The 14,799-nt window shown below is 60.2% G+C and carries 16 protein-coding genes and 1 pseudogene; 10 read left to right on the top strand and 7 right to left on the bottom strand.

Features of this window, described 5'->3' with window-relative positions:
* Positions 1-40: 40 nt before the first annotated feature.
* Together RHE_RS08075 and RHE_RS08070 are read right to left on the bottom strand one after the other, a co-directional pair.
* Positions 41-265, bottom strand: coding sequence for a hypothetical protein (locus tag RHE_RS08075; protein ID WP_042118231.1), 225 nt, complete (start codon positions 263-265; stop codon positions 41-43).
* Between the two features lie 102 nt (positions 266-367).
* A complete protein-coding gene (locus RHE_RS08070) occupies positions 368-562 on the bottom strand; it encodes a hypothetical protein (protein ID WP_011424906.1) in 195 nt (64 codons plus the stop codon).
* 633 nt (positions 563-1,195) lie between these two features.
* Between RHE_RS08070 and RHE_RS08065 the strand changes: the two genes are divergently transcribed.
* Entirely contained in the window at positions 1,196-1,438 is a 243-nt protein-coding gene (locus RHE_RS08065; RefSeq protein ID WP_011424905.1) for a BON domain-containing protein, read from the top strand.
* A gap of 782 nt (positions 1,439-2,220) precedes the next feature.
* Here RHE_RS08065 and RHE_RS08055 read toward each other — a convergent pair.
* On the bottom strand, positions 2,221-3,504 hold the full coding sequence (locus RHE_RS08055) for an O-acetylhomoserine aminocarboxypropyltransferase (protein ID WP_011424904.1): 1,284 nt from the start codon (positions 3,502-3,504) through the stop codon (positions 2,221-2,223).
* A gap of 117 nt (positions 3,505-3,621) precedes the next feature.
* Complete coding sequence (locus RHE_RS08050; protein ID WP_011424903.1) at positions 3,622-4,050, bottom strand: CoA-binding protein; 429 nt, start codon at positions 4,048-4,050, stop codon at positions 3,622-3,624.
* A gap of 135 nt (positions 4,051-4,185) precedes the next feature.
* Between RHE_RS08050 and RHE_RS08045 the strand changes: the two are divergent.
* Positions 4,186-4,483 (top strand): annotated as a pseudogene (locus tag RHE_RS08045) (hypothetical protein).
* Positions 4,484-4,956: 473 nt separating this feature from the next.
* Positions 4,957-5,793, top strand: coding sequence for an EamA family transporter (locus RHE_RS08040; protein ID WP_042119227.1), 837 nt, complete (start codon positions 4,957-4,959; stop codon positions 5,791-5,793).
* On the opposite strand, the gene RHE_RS08035 is transcribed toward RHE_RS08040, so the two are convergent.
* Both RHE_RS08035 and RHE_RS08030 read right to left on the bottom strand, forming a co-directional pair.
* Complete coding sequence (locus RHE_RS08035; RefSeq protein ID WP_011424900.1) at positions 5,794-6,621, bottom strand: enoyl-CoA hydratase; 828 nt, start codon at positions 6,619-6,621, stop codon at positions 5,794-5,796. It lies immediately after the preceding gene.
* An 81-nt stretch (positions 6,622-6,702) separates the two neighbouring features.
* Complete coding sequence (locus RHE_RS08030) at positions 6,703-6,933, bottom strand: DUF1127 domain-containing protein (RefSeq protein ID WP_020920981.1); 231 nt, start codon at positions 6,931-6,933, stop codon at positions 6,703-6,705.
* A gap of 71 nt (positions 6,934-7,004) precedes the next feature.
* On the opposite strand from RHE_RS08030, the gene RHE_RS08025 reads away from it, so the two are divergent.
* The 7 genes from RHE_RS08025 to RHE_RS07995 all read left to right on the top strand — a co-directional run bounded on the left by RHE_RS08025 (position 7,005) and on the right by RHE_RS07995 (position 13,611).
* Positions 7,005-7,904, top strand: coding sequence for a LysR family transcriptional regulator (locus RHE_RS08025; protein WP_011424899.1), 900 nt, complete (start codon positions 7,005-7,007; stop codon positions 7,902-7,904).
* Between the two features lie 292 nt (positions 7,905-8,196).
* Positions 8,197-8,661, top strand: coding sequence for a 50S ribosomal protein L13 (rplM, locus tag RHE_RS08020; protein ID WP_011424898.1), 465 nt, complete (start codon positions 8,197-8,199; stop codon positions 8,659-8,661).
* Positions 8,662-8,663: 2 nt separating this feature from the next.
* Complete coding sequence (gene rpsI, locus RHE_RS08015) at positions 8,664-9,131, top strand: 30S ribosomal protein S9 (RefSeq protein ID WP_011424897.1); 468 nt, start codon at positions 8,664-8,666, stop codon at positions 9,129-9,131.
* Positions 9,132-9,433: 302 nt separating this feature from the next.
* Positions 9,434-10,624, top strand: coding sequence for a CmlA/FloR family chloramphenicol efflux MFS transporter (gene cml, locus RHE_RS08010; protein WP_011424896.1), 1,191 nt, complete (start codon positions 9,434-9,436; stop codon positions 10,622-10,624).
* Between the two features lie 234 nt (positions 10,625-10,858).
* Positions 10,859-11,821, top strand: coding sequence for an agmatinase (gene speB / locus RHE_RS08005; RefSeq protein ID WP_020920978.1), 963 nt, complete (start codon positions 10,859-10,861; stop codon positions 11,819-11,821).
* A 61-nt stretch (positions 11,822-11,882) separates the two neighbouring features.
* The gene (gene argC, locus RHE_RS08000; protein WP_011424894.1) at positions 11,883-12,815 is read left to right on the top strand and encodes an N-acetyl-gamma-glutamyl-phosphate reductase; all 933 of its coding nucleotides are present in this window, start codon (positions 11,883-11,885) and stop codon (positions 12,813-12,815) included.
* A gap of 4 nt (positions 12,816-12,819) precedes the next feature.
* On the top strand, positions 12,820-13,611 hold the full coding sequence (locus tag RHE_RS07995; RefSeq protein ID WP_011424893.1) for a sulfite exporter TauE/SafE family protein: 792 nt from the start codon (positions 12,820-12,822) through the stop codon (positions 13,609-13,611).
* A gap of 22 nt (positions 13,612-13,633) precedes the next feature.
* Here the strand turns inward: RHE_RS07995 and RHE_RS07990 are convergent, their stop codons facing one another.
* Positions 13,634-14,737, bottom strand: a complete 1,104-nt coding sequence (locus tag RHE_RS07990; protein WP_011424892.1) for a COX15/CtaA family protein — start codon at positions 14,735-14,737, stop codon at positions 13,634-13,636.
* Positions 14,738-14,799 lie beyond the last annotated feature (62 nt).

Raw genomic sequence — 14,799 nt, 5'->3', positions numbered from 1 at the left:
GTGCGCTGAGATTCGAGATGTTCCCATTGCCTCGGATCGATTAATGGAGGGCTGCGGGCGCCGGTGTGATCAGGGGGAACCGCGCGATTAATATGCTGGTGAGTTCCTCCTGGGTGCGATGGCCGCGATTGAAAAGGTCGATTGCCGCGCTGCAGATTATTTCCGATGTCTTGTCGTCCGGTTTGGCCTTGTAGTGCCTAAACCAAGATTGAACGGACAGCGAGAGCACGGCCCATTCTGTTTCTTGGACGCTCGTGATCAACATTCCTCATCTCCTCACAAGTTGAAACGCGGCAGCTTTGCAGGGTTCCACAAGTGACCCTGCAATCCCAGTTGTGCCGTGACGTTGAAGAATATCTCCTGCCATTCAGTGCGAGATGATCGCACGACCGCTGGAGGCCAGATGCTCTGTAATGGCGCGTCGGATTTCAGTAACCGTGTCGAAGAGCCTGTTGTCCAAGTCGATGACATTGAAGCGGACAGCGATGAATTTGAGGCGGTTTTCCACGGGGACCGCGATCCCGACTTCCTGACCATTGAATACGACAGCTTGCTTTTGCATAACAAACCTCGGGCGCGCCACACGGGAGCACCATCTTAGAAAAGTGGAACAAAGGGTTTAGGACGCGTCAGATTGCCGTCGTAGGCGGCATCGGATCGAGACGAGATCACGCATTCGCTGCACCATCGCGAAGAAATGAAGTCGGATAAACAAAGTCATGATCCTCCCTCAAGCGAGGTCAGACGATCGCTGAGCATCGCCGACAAAGGCCGGCATTTCGAAACTTCTCTGTAAAAAACGTAGTCGAGAAATTTCGAGTAAGCAACTGATTTTTGTGTTTATTTAGCGTTTTAAATCGTATGATAATTACCGCAGGTGCGAAGTAATAAATGATGTACGTTCATCCATCCTATCGTCGAGGCCCGCTTGCGGGACCGACGTAGCGACAGGGCCGTTATTGGGCAGGTATTTCGGAGGCCCTACACGAACGATAGCGCGTGTAGCGCCAACGCTTGTGTGGGTAACCGGCACTACAGGGGCGGTGTTCCGCTCCTGCGCTGCCCTTCCAGAAGCTGTCGGGACCTACCTTCATGATGACCGTACGCCTTCCGGCCATGGCTTCTCGGACCTAAGTCCCATCGCGAACCAAATTATCTGTTCGCTGTTTCCTTCATATCACGAAGGAGGACTGCCATGAGCTTTGAGCCTGAAAGCCTATCCTACGATCAGCTTGCGAGCGTGCAGGCGGCGGTGTCAGCGGAACCAGACCTGGAAAGCTCGTCCATCTCTGTAAGCATGATCGGCAGAAGCCTCCTGTTGGAGGGCTATGTGGCCGGCTACGGTGATCGGGAGAAGGCGACGGCGATCGCCGCTTTGATCGCGGGTCCGGAGAACGTGCATGATAGGATGCAGGACCGGGAAGAGATAAACGGGTAACACGTCACCTCAGGCGGGAACTTTCCAACCGGTATTGTGGCCACCGCCAGTTCCGGAACAATTGGCTCGGCGGGCACGAAGCAAGTGGGTTATTTCAAATAAAAAAAGAGTGCAACGGCACCCAATACCACGTTACTGTCCATATCCTATCGGGAAGCGGCCTTGCGGATCGATCCCGAAAGCGAAGTTCTGAGCTGCTTTGCGTTCCGTTGCTGGATGCGGTGGACATCGTTGCCCGGCCGCAGGTCCGCGCGCTCCTCGCGTCGCTTGCACGCAGCGATGACTGGGGCGTCGACGTTGGAACCAGCGCTGTACGGCTGCTGAGGAACCGTCGGTGAGTTATCTCATAAATGCTGCCACTCGGTGGGTAATTCGCGCCAGCACCGCTTCAAGTCAATTGAAAGTCAAGAATGCTGCCCGAGAAAGTGGGCTCACGAAATTTGTGATGCCCTTCTACTACCCTCCTACTGTTGACAACAAAGGGCGGGCTTCACGCGGCCCGATGAGCAGCGCAGTCGACGCGTCAAAAGCCCCAAGACGCCGTCAGCCTCGAGGCGACGACTCAGCCTGACTCCGACACGACATCTCTTGTTCGAAGGGTGCCTTATTACCTCGCCGTCGAACTGCGCCGCGATCAGCTTGACGAGTTTCGATCCGACCCCGTCGCCAGGGTCGCCTGCCCCGTTGTCTTCCACTGCAATAATGATGTCTGCTCCTTCCATGGCCGGCGTAATCTCAATTCACAGGCGGACGTAGGTGTCAGAGGTATGTGACGAACTACACTAGGTCTTGGAAAGTGCCTGTTCGAGATCGGCGATGATGTCCTTGACGTCCTCGATGCCGATGGAAAGGCGCACCACGTCGGGTCCGGCACCGGCGGCGATCTTCTGCTCGTCATTCAGCTGCCGGTGCGTCGTCGAGGCCGGATGAATGACGAGCGAGCGCGTGTCGCCGATATTGGCAAGATGGGAGAAGAGCTCAAGTCCTTCGACCAGCGTCTTGCCAGCCTCATAACCGCCCCGGACTCCGAAGGTGAAGACGGAGCCTGCGCCCTTCGGCGAATAACGCTGCTGCAGGGCATGGTTCGGATCGTCTTCGAGGCCGGCATAATTCACCCAGGCGATCTTGCTGTGCGCCTTCAGCCACCGAGCGACGGCGATGGCATTGTCGCTGTGGCGCTGCATCCTGAGCGGCAGGGTCTCGATGCCGGTGAGGATCAGGAAGGCATTGAAGGGCGAAATCGCCGGGCCGAGGTCGCGCAGGCCAAGGACGCGGGCGGCGATCGCAAAGGCGAAATTGCCGAAAGTCGCGTGCAGAACCATGCCGTTATATTCCGGTCGCGGGCTCGACAGCATCGGGTAATTGCCTGACTTCGACCAGTCGAAGGTGCCGCCGTCGACGATAAGGCCGCCCATCGAATTGCCGTGACCGCCGAGAAATTTCGTCAGCGAGTGCACGACGATATCGGCGCCGTGCTCGAGCGGACGGATGAGATAGGGTGTTGCCATCGTATTGTCGACGATCAGCGGCAGGCCGTGGCGATGCGCGACGTCGGCAATGGCAGCGATATCGACGAAAGTGCCGCCCGGGTTGGCAAGGCTTTCGATAAAGATGCCGCGGGTCTTGTCGTCGATCTGGCTTTCGAAGCTCTCCGGATCGGCGGAATCGGCCCAGCGCACCTGCCAGCCGAAATTCTCGAAGGCATGGCCGAACTGATTGATCGAGCCGCCATAGAGCTTGCGGGCGGCGATGAAATTTTCGCCCGAGCGCATGATGGTGTGGAAGACGATCATCTGCGCCGCGTGGCCGGAGGCGACGGCAAGGGCCGCCGTACCGCCCTCGAGCGCGGCTACGCGCTCCTCGAGCACGGCCTGGGTCGGGTTCATGATGCGGGTGTAAATATTACCGAAGGCCTGCAGGCCGAAGAGGGCGGCGGCATGATCGGAATCGTTGAAGACGAAAGCGGTCGTCTGGTAGATCGGCGTCACCCGCGCGCCGGACACGGGGTCGGGCTGCGCGCCAGCATGGATCGCCAAGGTATTGAATCCCGGATCATTCTTGGCCATGTTGCCCTCCCGTTGTTGCTAACGGACGGGATCATAACCACTTGACGACGAAAGTTAATCGCGATCCGTTTCAACCCACAGGCATTCGGTGGAAAATCCGCCTCAGAGTAGCCCTGCTCAGGCAATGAGACGAGGATATTCGATGGCCGGGCAGCGGTTCATCACCACTTGAATGCCGGCAGCCTCGGCCTTCGCCGCCGCGGCATCGTCGCGGACGCCAAGCTGAGCCCAGATGACCTTCGGCAACGGCCTCAGCGCCAACGCTTCCCCCACAACACCATCGAGGTATTCGGCGGCGCGAAAGACATCGACCATATCGATCGGCACCGGAACGTCGGCAAGACGGGCGTAGACGGTGCGGCCCTGGATCTGTTTGCCCGCCTGCCCCGGATTGACGGGTATGACCTCATAGCCGCGCGACAGCAGATAGCCCATGACACCGTTGCTCGGCCGGGCCGGATTGGGCGAGGCACCGGTCAGCGCGATGGTCTTTACCGACTGCAGGATTCCGGCGAGATAATCATCCGTGTAGGCGTCGTGATCCATTTCCGTTTCTCCATTCCGGCAGCGCCTTTGAGCCTGCCTGCATTTTTTGCATTTCGGCAAACCGGACGTGTTTTGCGTATATAAGAAGTTGAATGGCCCTGAGGATGATTCAATGAGAAAAATTGCTCTGCCCTCATGCTTGTGCTCGCCGCATCACCGGCCGCGGCGATCTCGCGCTACAATCCGCTCTTCATGAGCTGCGCCGGCGTGCGGGCGGCCATCCACAATCAGGGTGCCGTGATCTTCCGCTACCAATCTCCCCGCGGGCTGCCGCTTTATGATCGCTACGTGCGCAACAGCAATGATTGTGAGGCGACCGATTATGCGGAGTGGACCCGTTCCGACAAAGGACGATACACGCTGCCCGGTTCTGAACTGCCAAAGCCTGGACAACCTTGACGGGATGCTCTTCGTTCCGCATCATCAGCTCTGACCTCCCCGCTGCCGCAACCCCTGCAGGCGCCGATCGCCTTCAGCGCTTGCAAACAGGCTTCCAGTTCAATCGCGCGCTGCGATTTCTCTGAGAATATACAATCTGAAGCTTCTTTTTTCGCATATATCAAAGTTATAGAAGAATATCTGTATTTCAGCAGCATAGAAAGATCCGCCATGGAATTCCCTCAGCTGTTTTCTCCTTCCATTCCCCATAAGGTCACCATATGTTCTCTCGTCCATTAGAAACATCTCATAGTTGAGAAGATCGCGTGGATTGAACGCATATCGCGCGCACGTAAAAATTGTCGTCAAACCCCGCCATTGTTTGCATATTGAAAGGATGATATTGGAACCGAGAACGCATCCGCGACTGCGGCATTGCATTTTCGTGCAAATATCAGTTGTCTTTCCAGAATTCTGCCCCGCCTGGGCGAGGCGCTTCGCCTTCTTCCGCAGCACCGGATTTATCCCTTGCCTCTCGACGTCATCCTGCTCGTTCTGTTCGGTGCGCTGCTGCATGCGACATGGAACGCGATCGTTAAAGCGGGAAGCGATAAATCCCTGGATGCGGCTTTGATTTCGGCCGGCGGCGCAGTGTCCGCGTTGCCGTTTCTGGCATTTCTGCCGTTGCCGCAAAGCGCGGCATGGCCGTTCATCGGCGCCTCGGCCATCCTGCAGTTCGCCTATTTTCAGCTGGTTGCCGCCGCCTACCGAGCCGGTGATATCGGGCTCGTCTATCCGCTGATGCGTGGTTGCGCGCCGCTACTGGTCGCCGCGACAAGCGGCGTCGTCCTGCGCGAACATCTTTCCGGCGCCGCTCTTGCCGGCATAATAACGATTTCAGCCGGCGTCCTGACGCTCGCCCTGGAGGCTCGGCGCAGCAGCGGCCATGCGGTCGCCTTCTCCATTGCCAATGCTTTCGTCATCGCCAGCTACACTTATGTCGACGGCATCGGCGCGCGTCTTTCAGGCAATGCGGTTTCCTATACGTTGTGGATGTCGCTGCTGCCGCCGATACTGCTGTTTGCCTGGGCGTCGTCGCAGCGCGGCAGCTTAACGGTGCTGCATCACGTTCGCCGAAACTGGTGGCGCGGCCTGATCGGCGGCGCGGGATCGATTGCATCCTATGGACTGGCACTTTGGGCGATGACAAAGGCGCCGGTGGCAACCGTTGCCGCACTGCGGGAAACTTCGATCCTCTTTGCGCTGGTGCTCTCGGTTGCCATATTCAAGGAAAAGGCCGGCATCTGGCGTTACGTCGCCGGCGTCGTCATCGCGATCGGCGTGCTGGTTCTGAAACTCGCCTGATCATTCGCCCTTCCATTCCGACTTGCGCTTGCCGAGAAAGGCGCCGATCCCTTCCTGCGCGTCCCGCGTCAGCATGTTTTCAACCATCACCCTGGAGGCATAATCATAGGCCGCCTCCACCGGCAGTTCGAGCTGCCGATAAAACGCTTCCTTGCCAATTTTCAGGGTCAGCGGCGATTTGCCGGCAATCACCGCCGCATATTTGGAAACGACCTGCGCCAGATACTGCTTCGGCACGATGCGGTTGACGAGGCCGAAATCCTTGGCGGTCGAGGCATCAATCGTCTCGCCGGTCAAGAGCATCTCCATAGCCTGCTTGCGATGCGCGGCACGGGAAACGGCCACCATCGGCGTCGAACAGAACAGGCCGATATTGACGCCCGGCGTACAGAACGTCGAAGTGTCGGTGCAGATCGCCAGATCGCAGGAGGCGACGAGTTGACAGCCCGCAGCCGTTGCAAGCCCATCGACCTCGGCAATGACAGGCTTTGGCACATGCGCGATCTTCAGCATCAAATCGGCGCAGAGCCGGAAGCTTTTCCCGAAAAAAGCGGCGCCCTGATCTTCGTCGACGCGATGGGCCGTGAGTTCCTTGAGATCATGGCCCGCGGAAAAGACGAGGCCGGTCGAGGCGATGACGACGACGCGCACATCCAAATCCGCCTCCGCCCTTTCGAGCTCAGCCATCAGCGCTTCGAGAAGCGCGATCGAAAGCACATTGGCCGGCGGGTCGTTAAGCACGAGCCGCAGCACGCCGTCGCGCAACGAGCGGAGCAACAATCCATCCGTCCTGTCCGCTTCCTTTCGGAAGGATACGATTTCGGCCATGATGCTGCTCCTGCGCTCGATCTCCACATAGCCGTTCTGCCACAAGGCGCCGCCAATTTCGAGCAGGATCCGCCGTCGCGGTCAAAACCAGAACCATGATTTCGATCTCTCCGCCTTCGCCTGTGCAGGGGTCAGACCGATATCGCGAAGCTCGTCATCGGTGAGTTCCGACAGTTTGCGGCGACTGCGACGCTTTTCGAGCCGGCATTCGATGGCCGCCAGCAGCCGCCTGCCCCAACGCGCCGTCTCACGACGTTTCAGCCGAAGGGCGCTGAGCGGTATTTCTAAGATTTCGTCGGATTCCACGCTCATCTTTTCATCCTTTCCTATGGACAAAAGATGCGCTGGAAGGAGCAGCGAAAGAAGCTTATGGATATTATCATATGCATAAGGATTTCTTTGGCATGCTCCTCAATCTCGATCAGCTCGCAACCTTCATCAATGTCGCCGACCTCGGGAGCTTTACGGCTGCGGCCGACAAGGAAGGCGTGACGCAGCCGGCCGTCAGCCTGCAGATCAAGGGGCTCGAACAGCGGCTCGGCGTCAGGCTGATCGAGCGCGTCGGACGGCGGGCGCAACCGACGGCTGCGGGCATCGACCTGCTTTCGCATGCAAGGCGTCTGCTTCAGCAGGCAGCCGCGTCGGAAGAAGCGATGATGCCCCACAGGGATGGCGCCAGCGGCCGTGTCCGCATCGGCAGCGGCGGCACGGCATCGATCCATCTGCTTCCCCGCGCCATCGCCGCCGCCCGGAAGTCCATGCCTGGCCTCGAAATCACCGTCTCGATCGGCAATGCCGACGATATTCTGCGCGATCTGGAAGCCAATCGTCTCGACATCGCCGTTGTGGCCCTGCCGGCATCGGGACGGAACTTCGAGATCGAACCCTTCTACGAGGAGGAATTGCTGGCTGTCGCCCCTCCGGGTAGCCCTGTGCCCAAGGGTGGGCCGGACGCCGCCTTCATGCGCGACAGGACGCTGCTGCTTTATGAGGGCGGCAATACGAGGCGGGCAATCGACGCGTGGCTGGCCGCCCCGAATACCAGGATCCGACCGGCGATGGAGTTCGGCAGTATCGAGGCGATCAAGGAACTGGTGGCCGTCGGACTCGGCTGGTCCATCCTGCCGGGTCTGGCGGTGAGGCGCGACCGCGCAGGTCTCCTGACGACATCGTCGCTGCAGCCGAAGCTGACACGCCGCCTCGGCATGGTTCTTCGTCGAGACAAGCATCTGACACGCGGCCTTCGGGAAATGATAAAATGCCTGCGTGCCTTTGAGGATTAGCGACGGTTTTCGATCGCCGGCGGGCAACGCTACAATGTTAAATAGGGCAAATATTCAGCTTAATCGTGAGGTATCTCAACACCACACATCTAACCGACTGTTTTCATTTGCCTTTTTTTCCAACGGTCGCGAAAGCCGATATTGACCCTGTGTCACATTGCCTTTATACACCGCGCCAGAACGCAGCCTGTCCGGGCTGCTTTCTTTTTGGCAGGTTCGCGCTTGCCAATCCAAGCAACAAGAAACGCCCTTAAAGCCCTCGGCCCAAGGGTCCTAAAAGAGAGTATTCACTATGGCAACCTTCTCACAGAAGCCTGCAGAGGTGGAGAAGAAGTGGGTGATCATCGACGCCGAAGGGCTGGTCGTTGGCCGTCTCGCTTCCATCATCGCTATGCGCCTGCGCGGCAAGCACAAGGCAACATTCACGCCCCACGTTGACGACGGCGATAACGTCATCGTCATCAATGCCGACAAGGTGGTTTTCACCGGCAAGAAGTATTCCGACAAGGTCTACTACTGGCACACCGGTTATGCCGGCGGCATCAAGGAGCGCACCGCACGCCAGATCATCGAAGGCCGCTTCCCCGAGCGCGTCCTCGAAAAGGCTGTCGAACGCATGGTTCCGCGCGGCCCGCTCGGCCGTCGCCAGATGAAGAACCTTCGCGTTTACGCCGGTCCCAACCATCCCCATGAAGCCCAACAGCCGGTCGCCCTCGACGTTGCCGCGCTCAACAAAAAGAACGTAAGGAGCGCCTGATCATGGCTGACCTCTCCTCTCTGAAGGATCTCGGCACGTCTTCCGAAGCTGCCGCTCCGGCCCACGTCCGCAAGGTCGATTCGCTCGGTCGTTCCTACGCGACCGGCAAGCGTAAGGACGCCGTCGCCCGCGTTTGGGTCAAGGCCGGCTCCGGCAAGATCATCGTCAACGGCAAGGACTTCACGGCTTACTTCGCCCGCCCCGTCCTGCAGATGATCCTCCGCCAGCCGATTGTCGCAGCTGCCCGTGACGGCCAGTTCGACATCATCGCAACCGTTGCCGGCGGCGGTCTTTCCGGCCAGGCCGGCGCTGTTCGCCACGGCCTGTCCAAGGCGTTGACCTACTTCGAACCGGGCCTGCGCTCGGTGCTGAAGAAGGGCGGCTTCCTCACCCGCGACAGCCGCGTCGTCGAACGCAAGAAGTACGGCAAGGCAAAGGCCCGCCGCTCGTTCCAGTTCTCCAAGCGCTAATCGTTTCGGACAGACGGAATTACGAAGGCCGGGGAAACCCGGCCTTTCTGTTGGGGCGTTTGATGAATCCCGGCATCGCCTCGCCGCCATTGCCGCACTCCGGTTCTGCTGGTGGAAATCCGACAAAGGGTTTCGCGAACGAGCGGTGCCGCAATCAAGGTCGCATCATGGGAACAACCAAGTCCGCGGACAACTAAGCCGCAACAACTTTGCGCTGTTGTTGCGGCATCTGTCCCAGCAAATCCGATACTGATGAAAGACAGATCGCCGCCGAATGAAAATCATTTGAGCGGATCTTACCCATGTCTTATCCGAAAATTCCGTCGTGGAATTATTCCGTGCCGGCAAGCTTGTTGCTGATGGCTCCTTTCGACATCCTGGCGTCGCTTGCCATGGACATCTATCTACCGGTCGTGCCGACGATGCCCCAGGCGCTCGGCACCTCGCCTGAGGTCATCCAGTTGACCCTCAGCCTCTACATGCTTGTGCTCGGCGTCGGCCAGATTGTCTTTGGTCCGATCTCCGATATCGTCGGGCGGCGGCCCGTGCTGCTCGGCGGGGCGGCACTCTTTGCCCTTGCGTCCTTTCTGCTTGCCGGGGCCTCATCCGCACTCCTCTTCGTGGCCTTGCGATTGTTGCAGGCGATCGGCGCCTCAGCGGCTCTTGTCGCCACCTTCGCAACAGTGCGCGACGTCTACGCCGAACGGCCGGAGAGCAGCGTCATCTATAGCCTGCTCGGTTCCCTGCTATCGCTTGTGCCTGCGTTCGGGCCGGTCGTCGGCGCGGTGATTGCCGACCACTATGGGTGGCGAGCCATCTTTCTCATCATCGGCCTGCTGTCGATCGTCGCCATTCTCAATGCCGCCATGCGGTGGCATGAAACCCGCCCCGCTACGGCGACGACAGCCATCGCCATACGCCCGATCCTCGCGAGCTTGCCCTTCTGGATCTATACGACCGGTTTCAGCGCGGCGATGGGAGCCTTCTTCGTCTTCTTCTCGACCGCACCCCGTATCCTGATCGATCGGGCCGGCTTTTCCGGCATCACCTTCAGCTTCATCTTTGCCTCGGTGGCCTTGGTGATGATCGTGACGGCGCGCTTTGCCAAGTGCTTCGTCACACGCTGGGGCATTGCAGGCAGCCTCGGAAGGGGCATGGCGATACTGCTTGTCGGCGCGGTAATGCTTGCAACGGGAGAGATGTTTCTGCGGGCACCCCTTATCGGCCTCATCCTACCGATGTGGATCATCGCGATCGGCATTGTCCTTGCGACCGCCGTCATGGCCAATGGTGCGCTTGCTGCTTTTGGCAATACCGCGGGAACAGCCGTGGCGCTCTACTTCTGTGTCGAAAGCCTGCTGGTCGGTGTTGCAGGCACATTGTTCGTGGTTCTGCTCGACGGGAACACGGCATGGCCGCTCGCGGCCTATACCGGCGCGGCAGCGCTGATAACGCTGGCCGGATTGCGCCAGCTGGCGCGGAAGACCGTCTGAGGAATTGCCACGGAATGCCGGCAGCTTAAAACGCAGAGCTGCCGTCAAGCGAGGGATCGCTTGAAATCTCGGCGCACCTCGCCTACCCCTTACCTGCCCCGAAAGGAAACATCAGTTGCTTTCGGGTCAGGATCAGGCAGACGCCATCAGGCGGTTTGGTCGTGACCGGTGGCCAGTCGATATAAGGTCGACATCGAACGCGACCACGCCAGCGCTGATAGAGAAGGAGCCCCCTTGGCGAACAAGACCATTGATCATGCCTTCACGGCGACCACTCTCACTTCGGCCGCCAGCGATCCCACCTTCGCCGGCGCGCTGTCCTTCATGCGCCGCCGCTTCACCAAAGAACTTGCGGGCGTCGATGTCGCCGTCTGGGGCATCCCGTTCGACGCCGCCACATCGAACAGACCGGGCACGCGCTTCGGCCCGCAGGCGATCCGGCGCGCCTCAGCGATATTCGACAATGATGCACAATATCCCTTCAACCGCGACCTGTTCGCCGACATGGCGGTGATCGACTATGGCGATTGCCTGCTCGACTACGGCAATCACCAGGACACACCTGGCGCCATCGAACGCCAAGCCAACGCGATCCTCGACAGCGGCGCCTTTCTGCTGACGCTCGGCGGCGACCACTACGTCACATGGCCGCTGCTGAAAGCCCATGCGGCAAAACACGGGCCTCTCGCACTCGTGCAGTTCGACGCTCACCAGGACACCTGGTTCGACGAAGAGCGGCGTATCGACCACGGCTCCTTCGTGGCGCGGGCCGTGCGCGAGGGCATCGTCGATCCTGACCGCTCGATCCAGATCGGCATCCGCACCCATGCGCCGGAGGATTGCGGCATCAATATTCTCTATGGTCACCAGGTCGAAGACATGAATGCCGGCGACATCGCCTCGGCGATCATCTCTCATACGCGCGGCGCTCCCGCCTATCTCACATTCGATATCGATTGCCTGGATCCCGCCTTTGCCCCGGGCACCGGCACGCCGGTTGCAGGCGGACCGTCGAGCGCCAAGATCCTCTCGGTGCTGCAGCGTCTGCACCAACTCGATATCCGCGGCGCCGACGTGGTCGAAGTGTCGCCGCCTTACGACCATGCCGATGTCACCGCCATTGCCGGGGCAACGGTAGCAATGTATATGCTGGGCCTTCGTGCCGAGCGACGCGCCATTGCGGTGTCACAAGGCTGATTTATCATCGTTCAAATCGAATCCGGAAATCCTCAGAACCGATTGAAAGCGCAGGTCTAACATGGCACCGAAAATCTTCATCGATGGCGAACACGGCACAACGGGTCTGCAGATCCGCACGCGCATGGCCGGCCGCCGCGATGTCGAGCTTCTGTCCATTCCCGAGGCCGAGCGGCGCAATGCCGCCATGCGCGAAGACATGCTGAACAGCGCCGACATCGCCATGCTCTGCCTGCCCGACGACGCGTCGAAGGAAGCGGTTCAGATGGTCTCGGCCAATAATAACGTCCGCGTTATCGACACGTCGACGGCCTTTCGCGTCAATCCCGGCTGGGCCTACGGCTTTGCCGAAATGGACAAAGAGCAGGCCGAGAAAATCGCTTCCGCCCGCTTCGTCTCGAACCCGGGCTGCTATCCCACGGGCGCTATCGGCCTCATCCGGCCGCTTCGCGCCGCCGGAATTCTGCCGGATGGCTATCCGGTGACGGTCAACGCAGTCTCCGGTTATTCCGGCGGCGGCAAGCAGATGATCGCGCAGATGGAAAACCCGGATCATCCGGATGCGATCACCGCGCCGCATTTCCTTTATGGCCTGCCGCTCACTCACAAACATGTGCCCGAAATGACCGTGCACGGCCTGCTCGACCGCGCACCGATCTTCTCGCCGTCGGTCGGCAAGTTCGCGCAGGGCATGATCGTGCAGGTGCCGCTGCATCTCGACGATCTCGCCGAGGGTACGACGATGGAAAGCATCCATGCCGCACTCGTCGCGCATTATGCCGGACAGGAAATCGTCACCGTCGTGCCGCTTTCCGACAGCAAGGCGCTTGCCCGCGTCAATGCCGTCGAACTCGAAGGCAAGGACACGATGAAGCTCTTCGTCTTCGGCACGCCGGGCGGTTCCCAGGTCAATCTGGTGGCGCTGCTCGACAATCTCGGCAAGGGCGCCTCGGGTGCGGCCGTGCAGAACATGGACCTGATGCTCGCCTCCTGACGCCATGACGCTGGATGCGCTTGTCTCCGACGGGCAGGCTTGGTTTGCCGCCGCCCTGCCCGATCACGGCATCTATGCGCTGATGGCTTTTGCCTTCATCGCCGGGCTTGCCCGCGGCTTTTCCGGTTTCGGCGCAGCGTTGATCTTCGTCCCGCTCGGCGGCGCCATCGTCGGGCCGAAGCTGGTCTCGCCGATCCTGCTCGTCATCGACGGCATCGCCACGCTGGGGATGATCCCACCCGCCTGGCGCGACGCTAACCGGTCCGAAGTCTTCGTCATGGCGGCCGGTGCGGTACTCGGCGTCCCGGCCGGCACGGCGCTACTGGCGCTGCTCGACCCGACGCTATTGCGCTGGAGCATCACGATCATCGCCATCTCTCTGCTCGCGCTTCTCGTATCGGGATGGCGCTACCACGGCGCGCCGTCAGCACCGCTCAGCAGCGGCGTCGGCCTGATCGCCGGACTCTTCAGCGGCGCCGCGCAACTCGGCGGACCGCCTGTCGTAGCCTACTGGCTCGGCGGCAAGACGGACTTCGCGCGTGTCAGAGCGAATGTCGTGCTTTATTTTTCGATCTCGTCGGTGTTCAGCGCCATCAGCTATTATATCGGCGAGCTGTTCGTGCCCGCCGTCTTCGCCCTCACCGTCGTTATCCTGCCGAGTTATGCGCTGGGTCTCTATGGCGGTTCGAAACTGTTCGGGCTTGCCGAGGAACGGACCTTCCGCATCGCCTGCTACGTGCTGATCGCGGCGGCTGCCATCATCGGCATGCCGCTGCTCGACGGCGTGCTCCGTTAGAACGAATGAAGGCCTCCCGCTTTCAATCGCGTTCTGCGATCATCGTCTCGTGCGGGTATTCACCGTAAAAGCCGCGCCAGTTGGCGACGGCGAAACCGAATACAACAAGCGCGCCGGCCTGATGCAGCAGGCCCCAGTGAAGCGGCACCTGCATCAGCAGCGTGGCAACGCCGATCGCCGCCTGAACGGTCACCAGCGCGAAAAGCAGGACGGCGCGACGGGCATGGGTGGTCCAAGGGGCGGTGCGAAGGGCGATGACCATGTTGATCAGCACCAGTGCGAAGAGCGTATAGGCGCCGATGCGGTGGATGAACTGCACGGTTTTCGGATTCTCGAAGGCATTGATCCAGAAGGGCTGCTGGATCAGCAGATCCGAGGGAATGACGGCGCCATCCATCAGCGGCCAGGTATTGTAGGAAAAACCGGCGTCTAGTCCCGCCACCAAAGCGCCGAGATAGATCTGGAACAGCGCGAAAACAGCGATGGCGGCAGCGAGGCCGCGCGAGCTGCGTGCCGGCGCCGGATCGTTGGAGTGCGGCGACAGCCCGCGCATGATCCACATGCAGCCGGCAAAGATCAGGCAGGCCATGACGAGATGCGTCGCCAGCCGGTACTGACTGACGTCGGTGCGAACGGAAAGGCCTGAGGACACCATCCACCAGCCGATGAAGCCCTGCAGGGCGCCGAGCGCCAGGATGCCGACGAGCGGCCAGCGCAGGCGTTTCTCGATCCGACCCGTCAGCCAGAAATAGAGGAGCGGCAGCGCGAAGATCACGCCGATGCCGCGGGCGATCAGCCGGTGCGCCCATTCCCACCAGAAAATGCTCTTGAACTCGTCGACGGTCATCGAACTGTTCAATTGCTGAAATTCGGGAATGCGCTGGTAGAGGCGGAATTCCTCGTCCCATTCCGCTGCCGACAGCGGCGGAATGACGCCATGGATCGGCTTCCATTCGGTGATCGACAGGCCGGAATTGGTCAGCCGCGTGGCGCCTCCGACGAGCACGAGGCAGAAGAGCGCCAGAAGCACGAAGCCGAGCCACAGCCGCAAGGCGCGGCGATTGCGGTTCTGCTTGTGCACTTCGCTCAGGATCGCCTGTTCCGTGGTGAGGTTCGCGACGGCCATGATGTCTCCTTCTATCCGGCAGTTGATTTGCCCCACCGGCTCATGCAAAACAAGCCCCGAAG

Source organism: Rhizobium etli CFN 42 (assembly GCF_000092045.1).
Lineage (GTDB): Bacteria > Pseudomonadota > Alphaproteobacteria > Rhizobiales > Rhizobiaceae > Rhizobium > Rhizobium etli.
The sequence above is the reverse complement of the archived record's forward strand: the minus strand, read 5'-3'. Positions and strand labels throughout refer to the sequence as shown.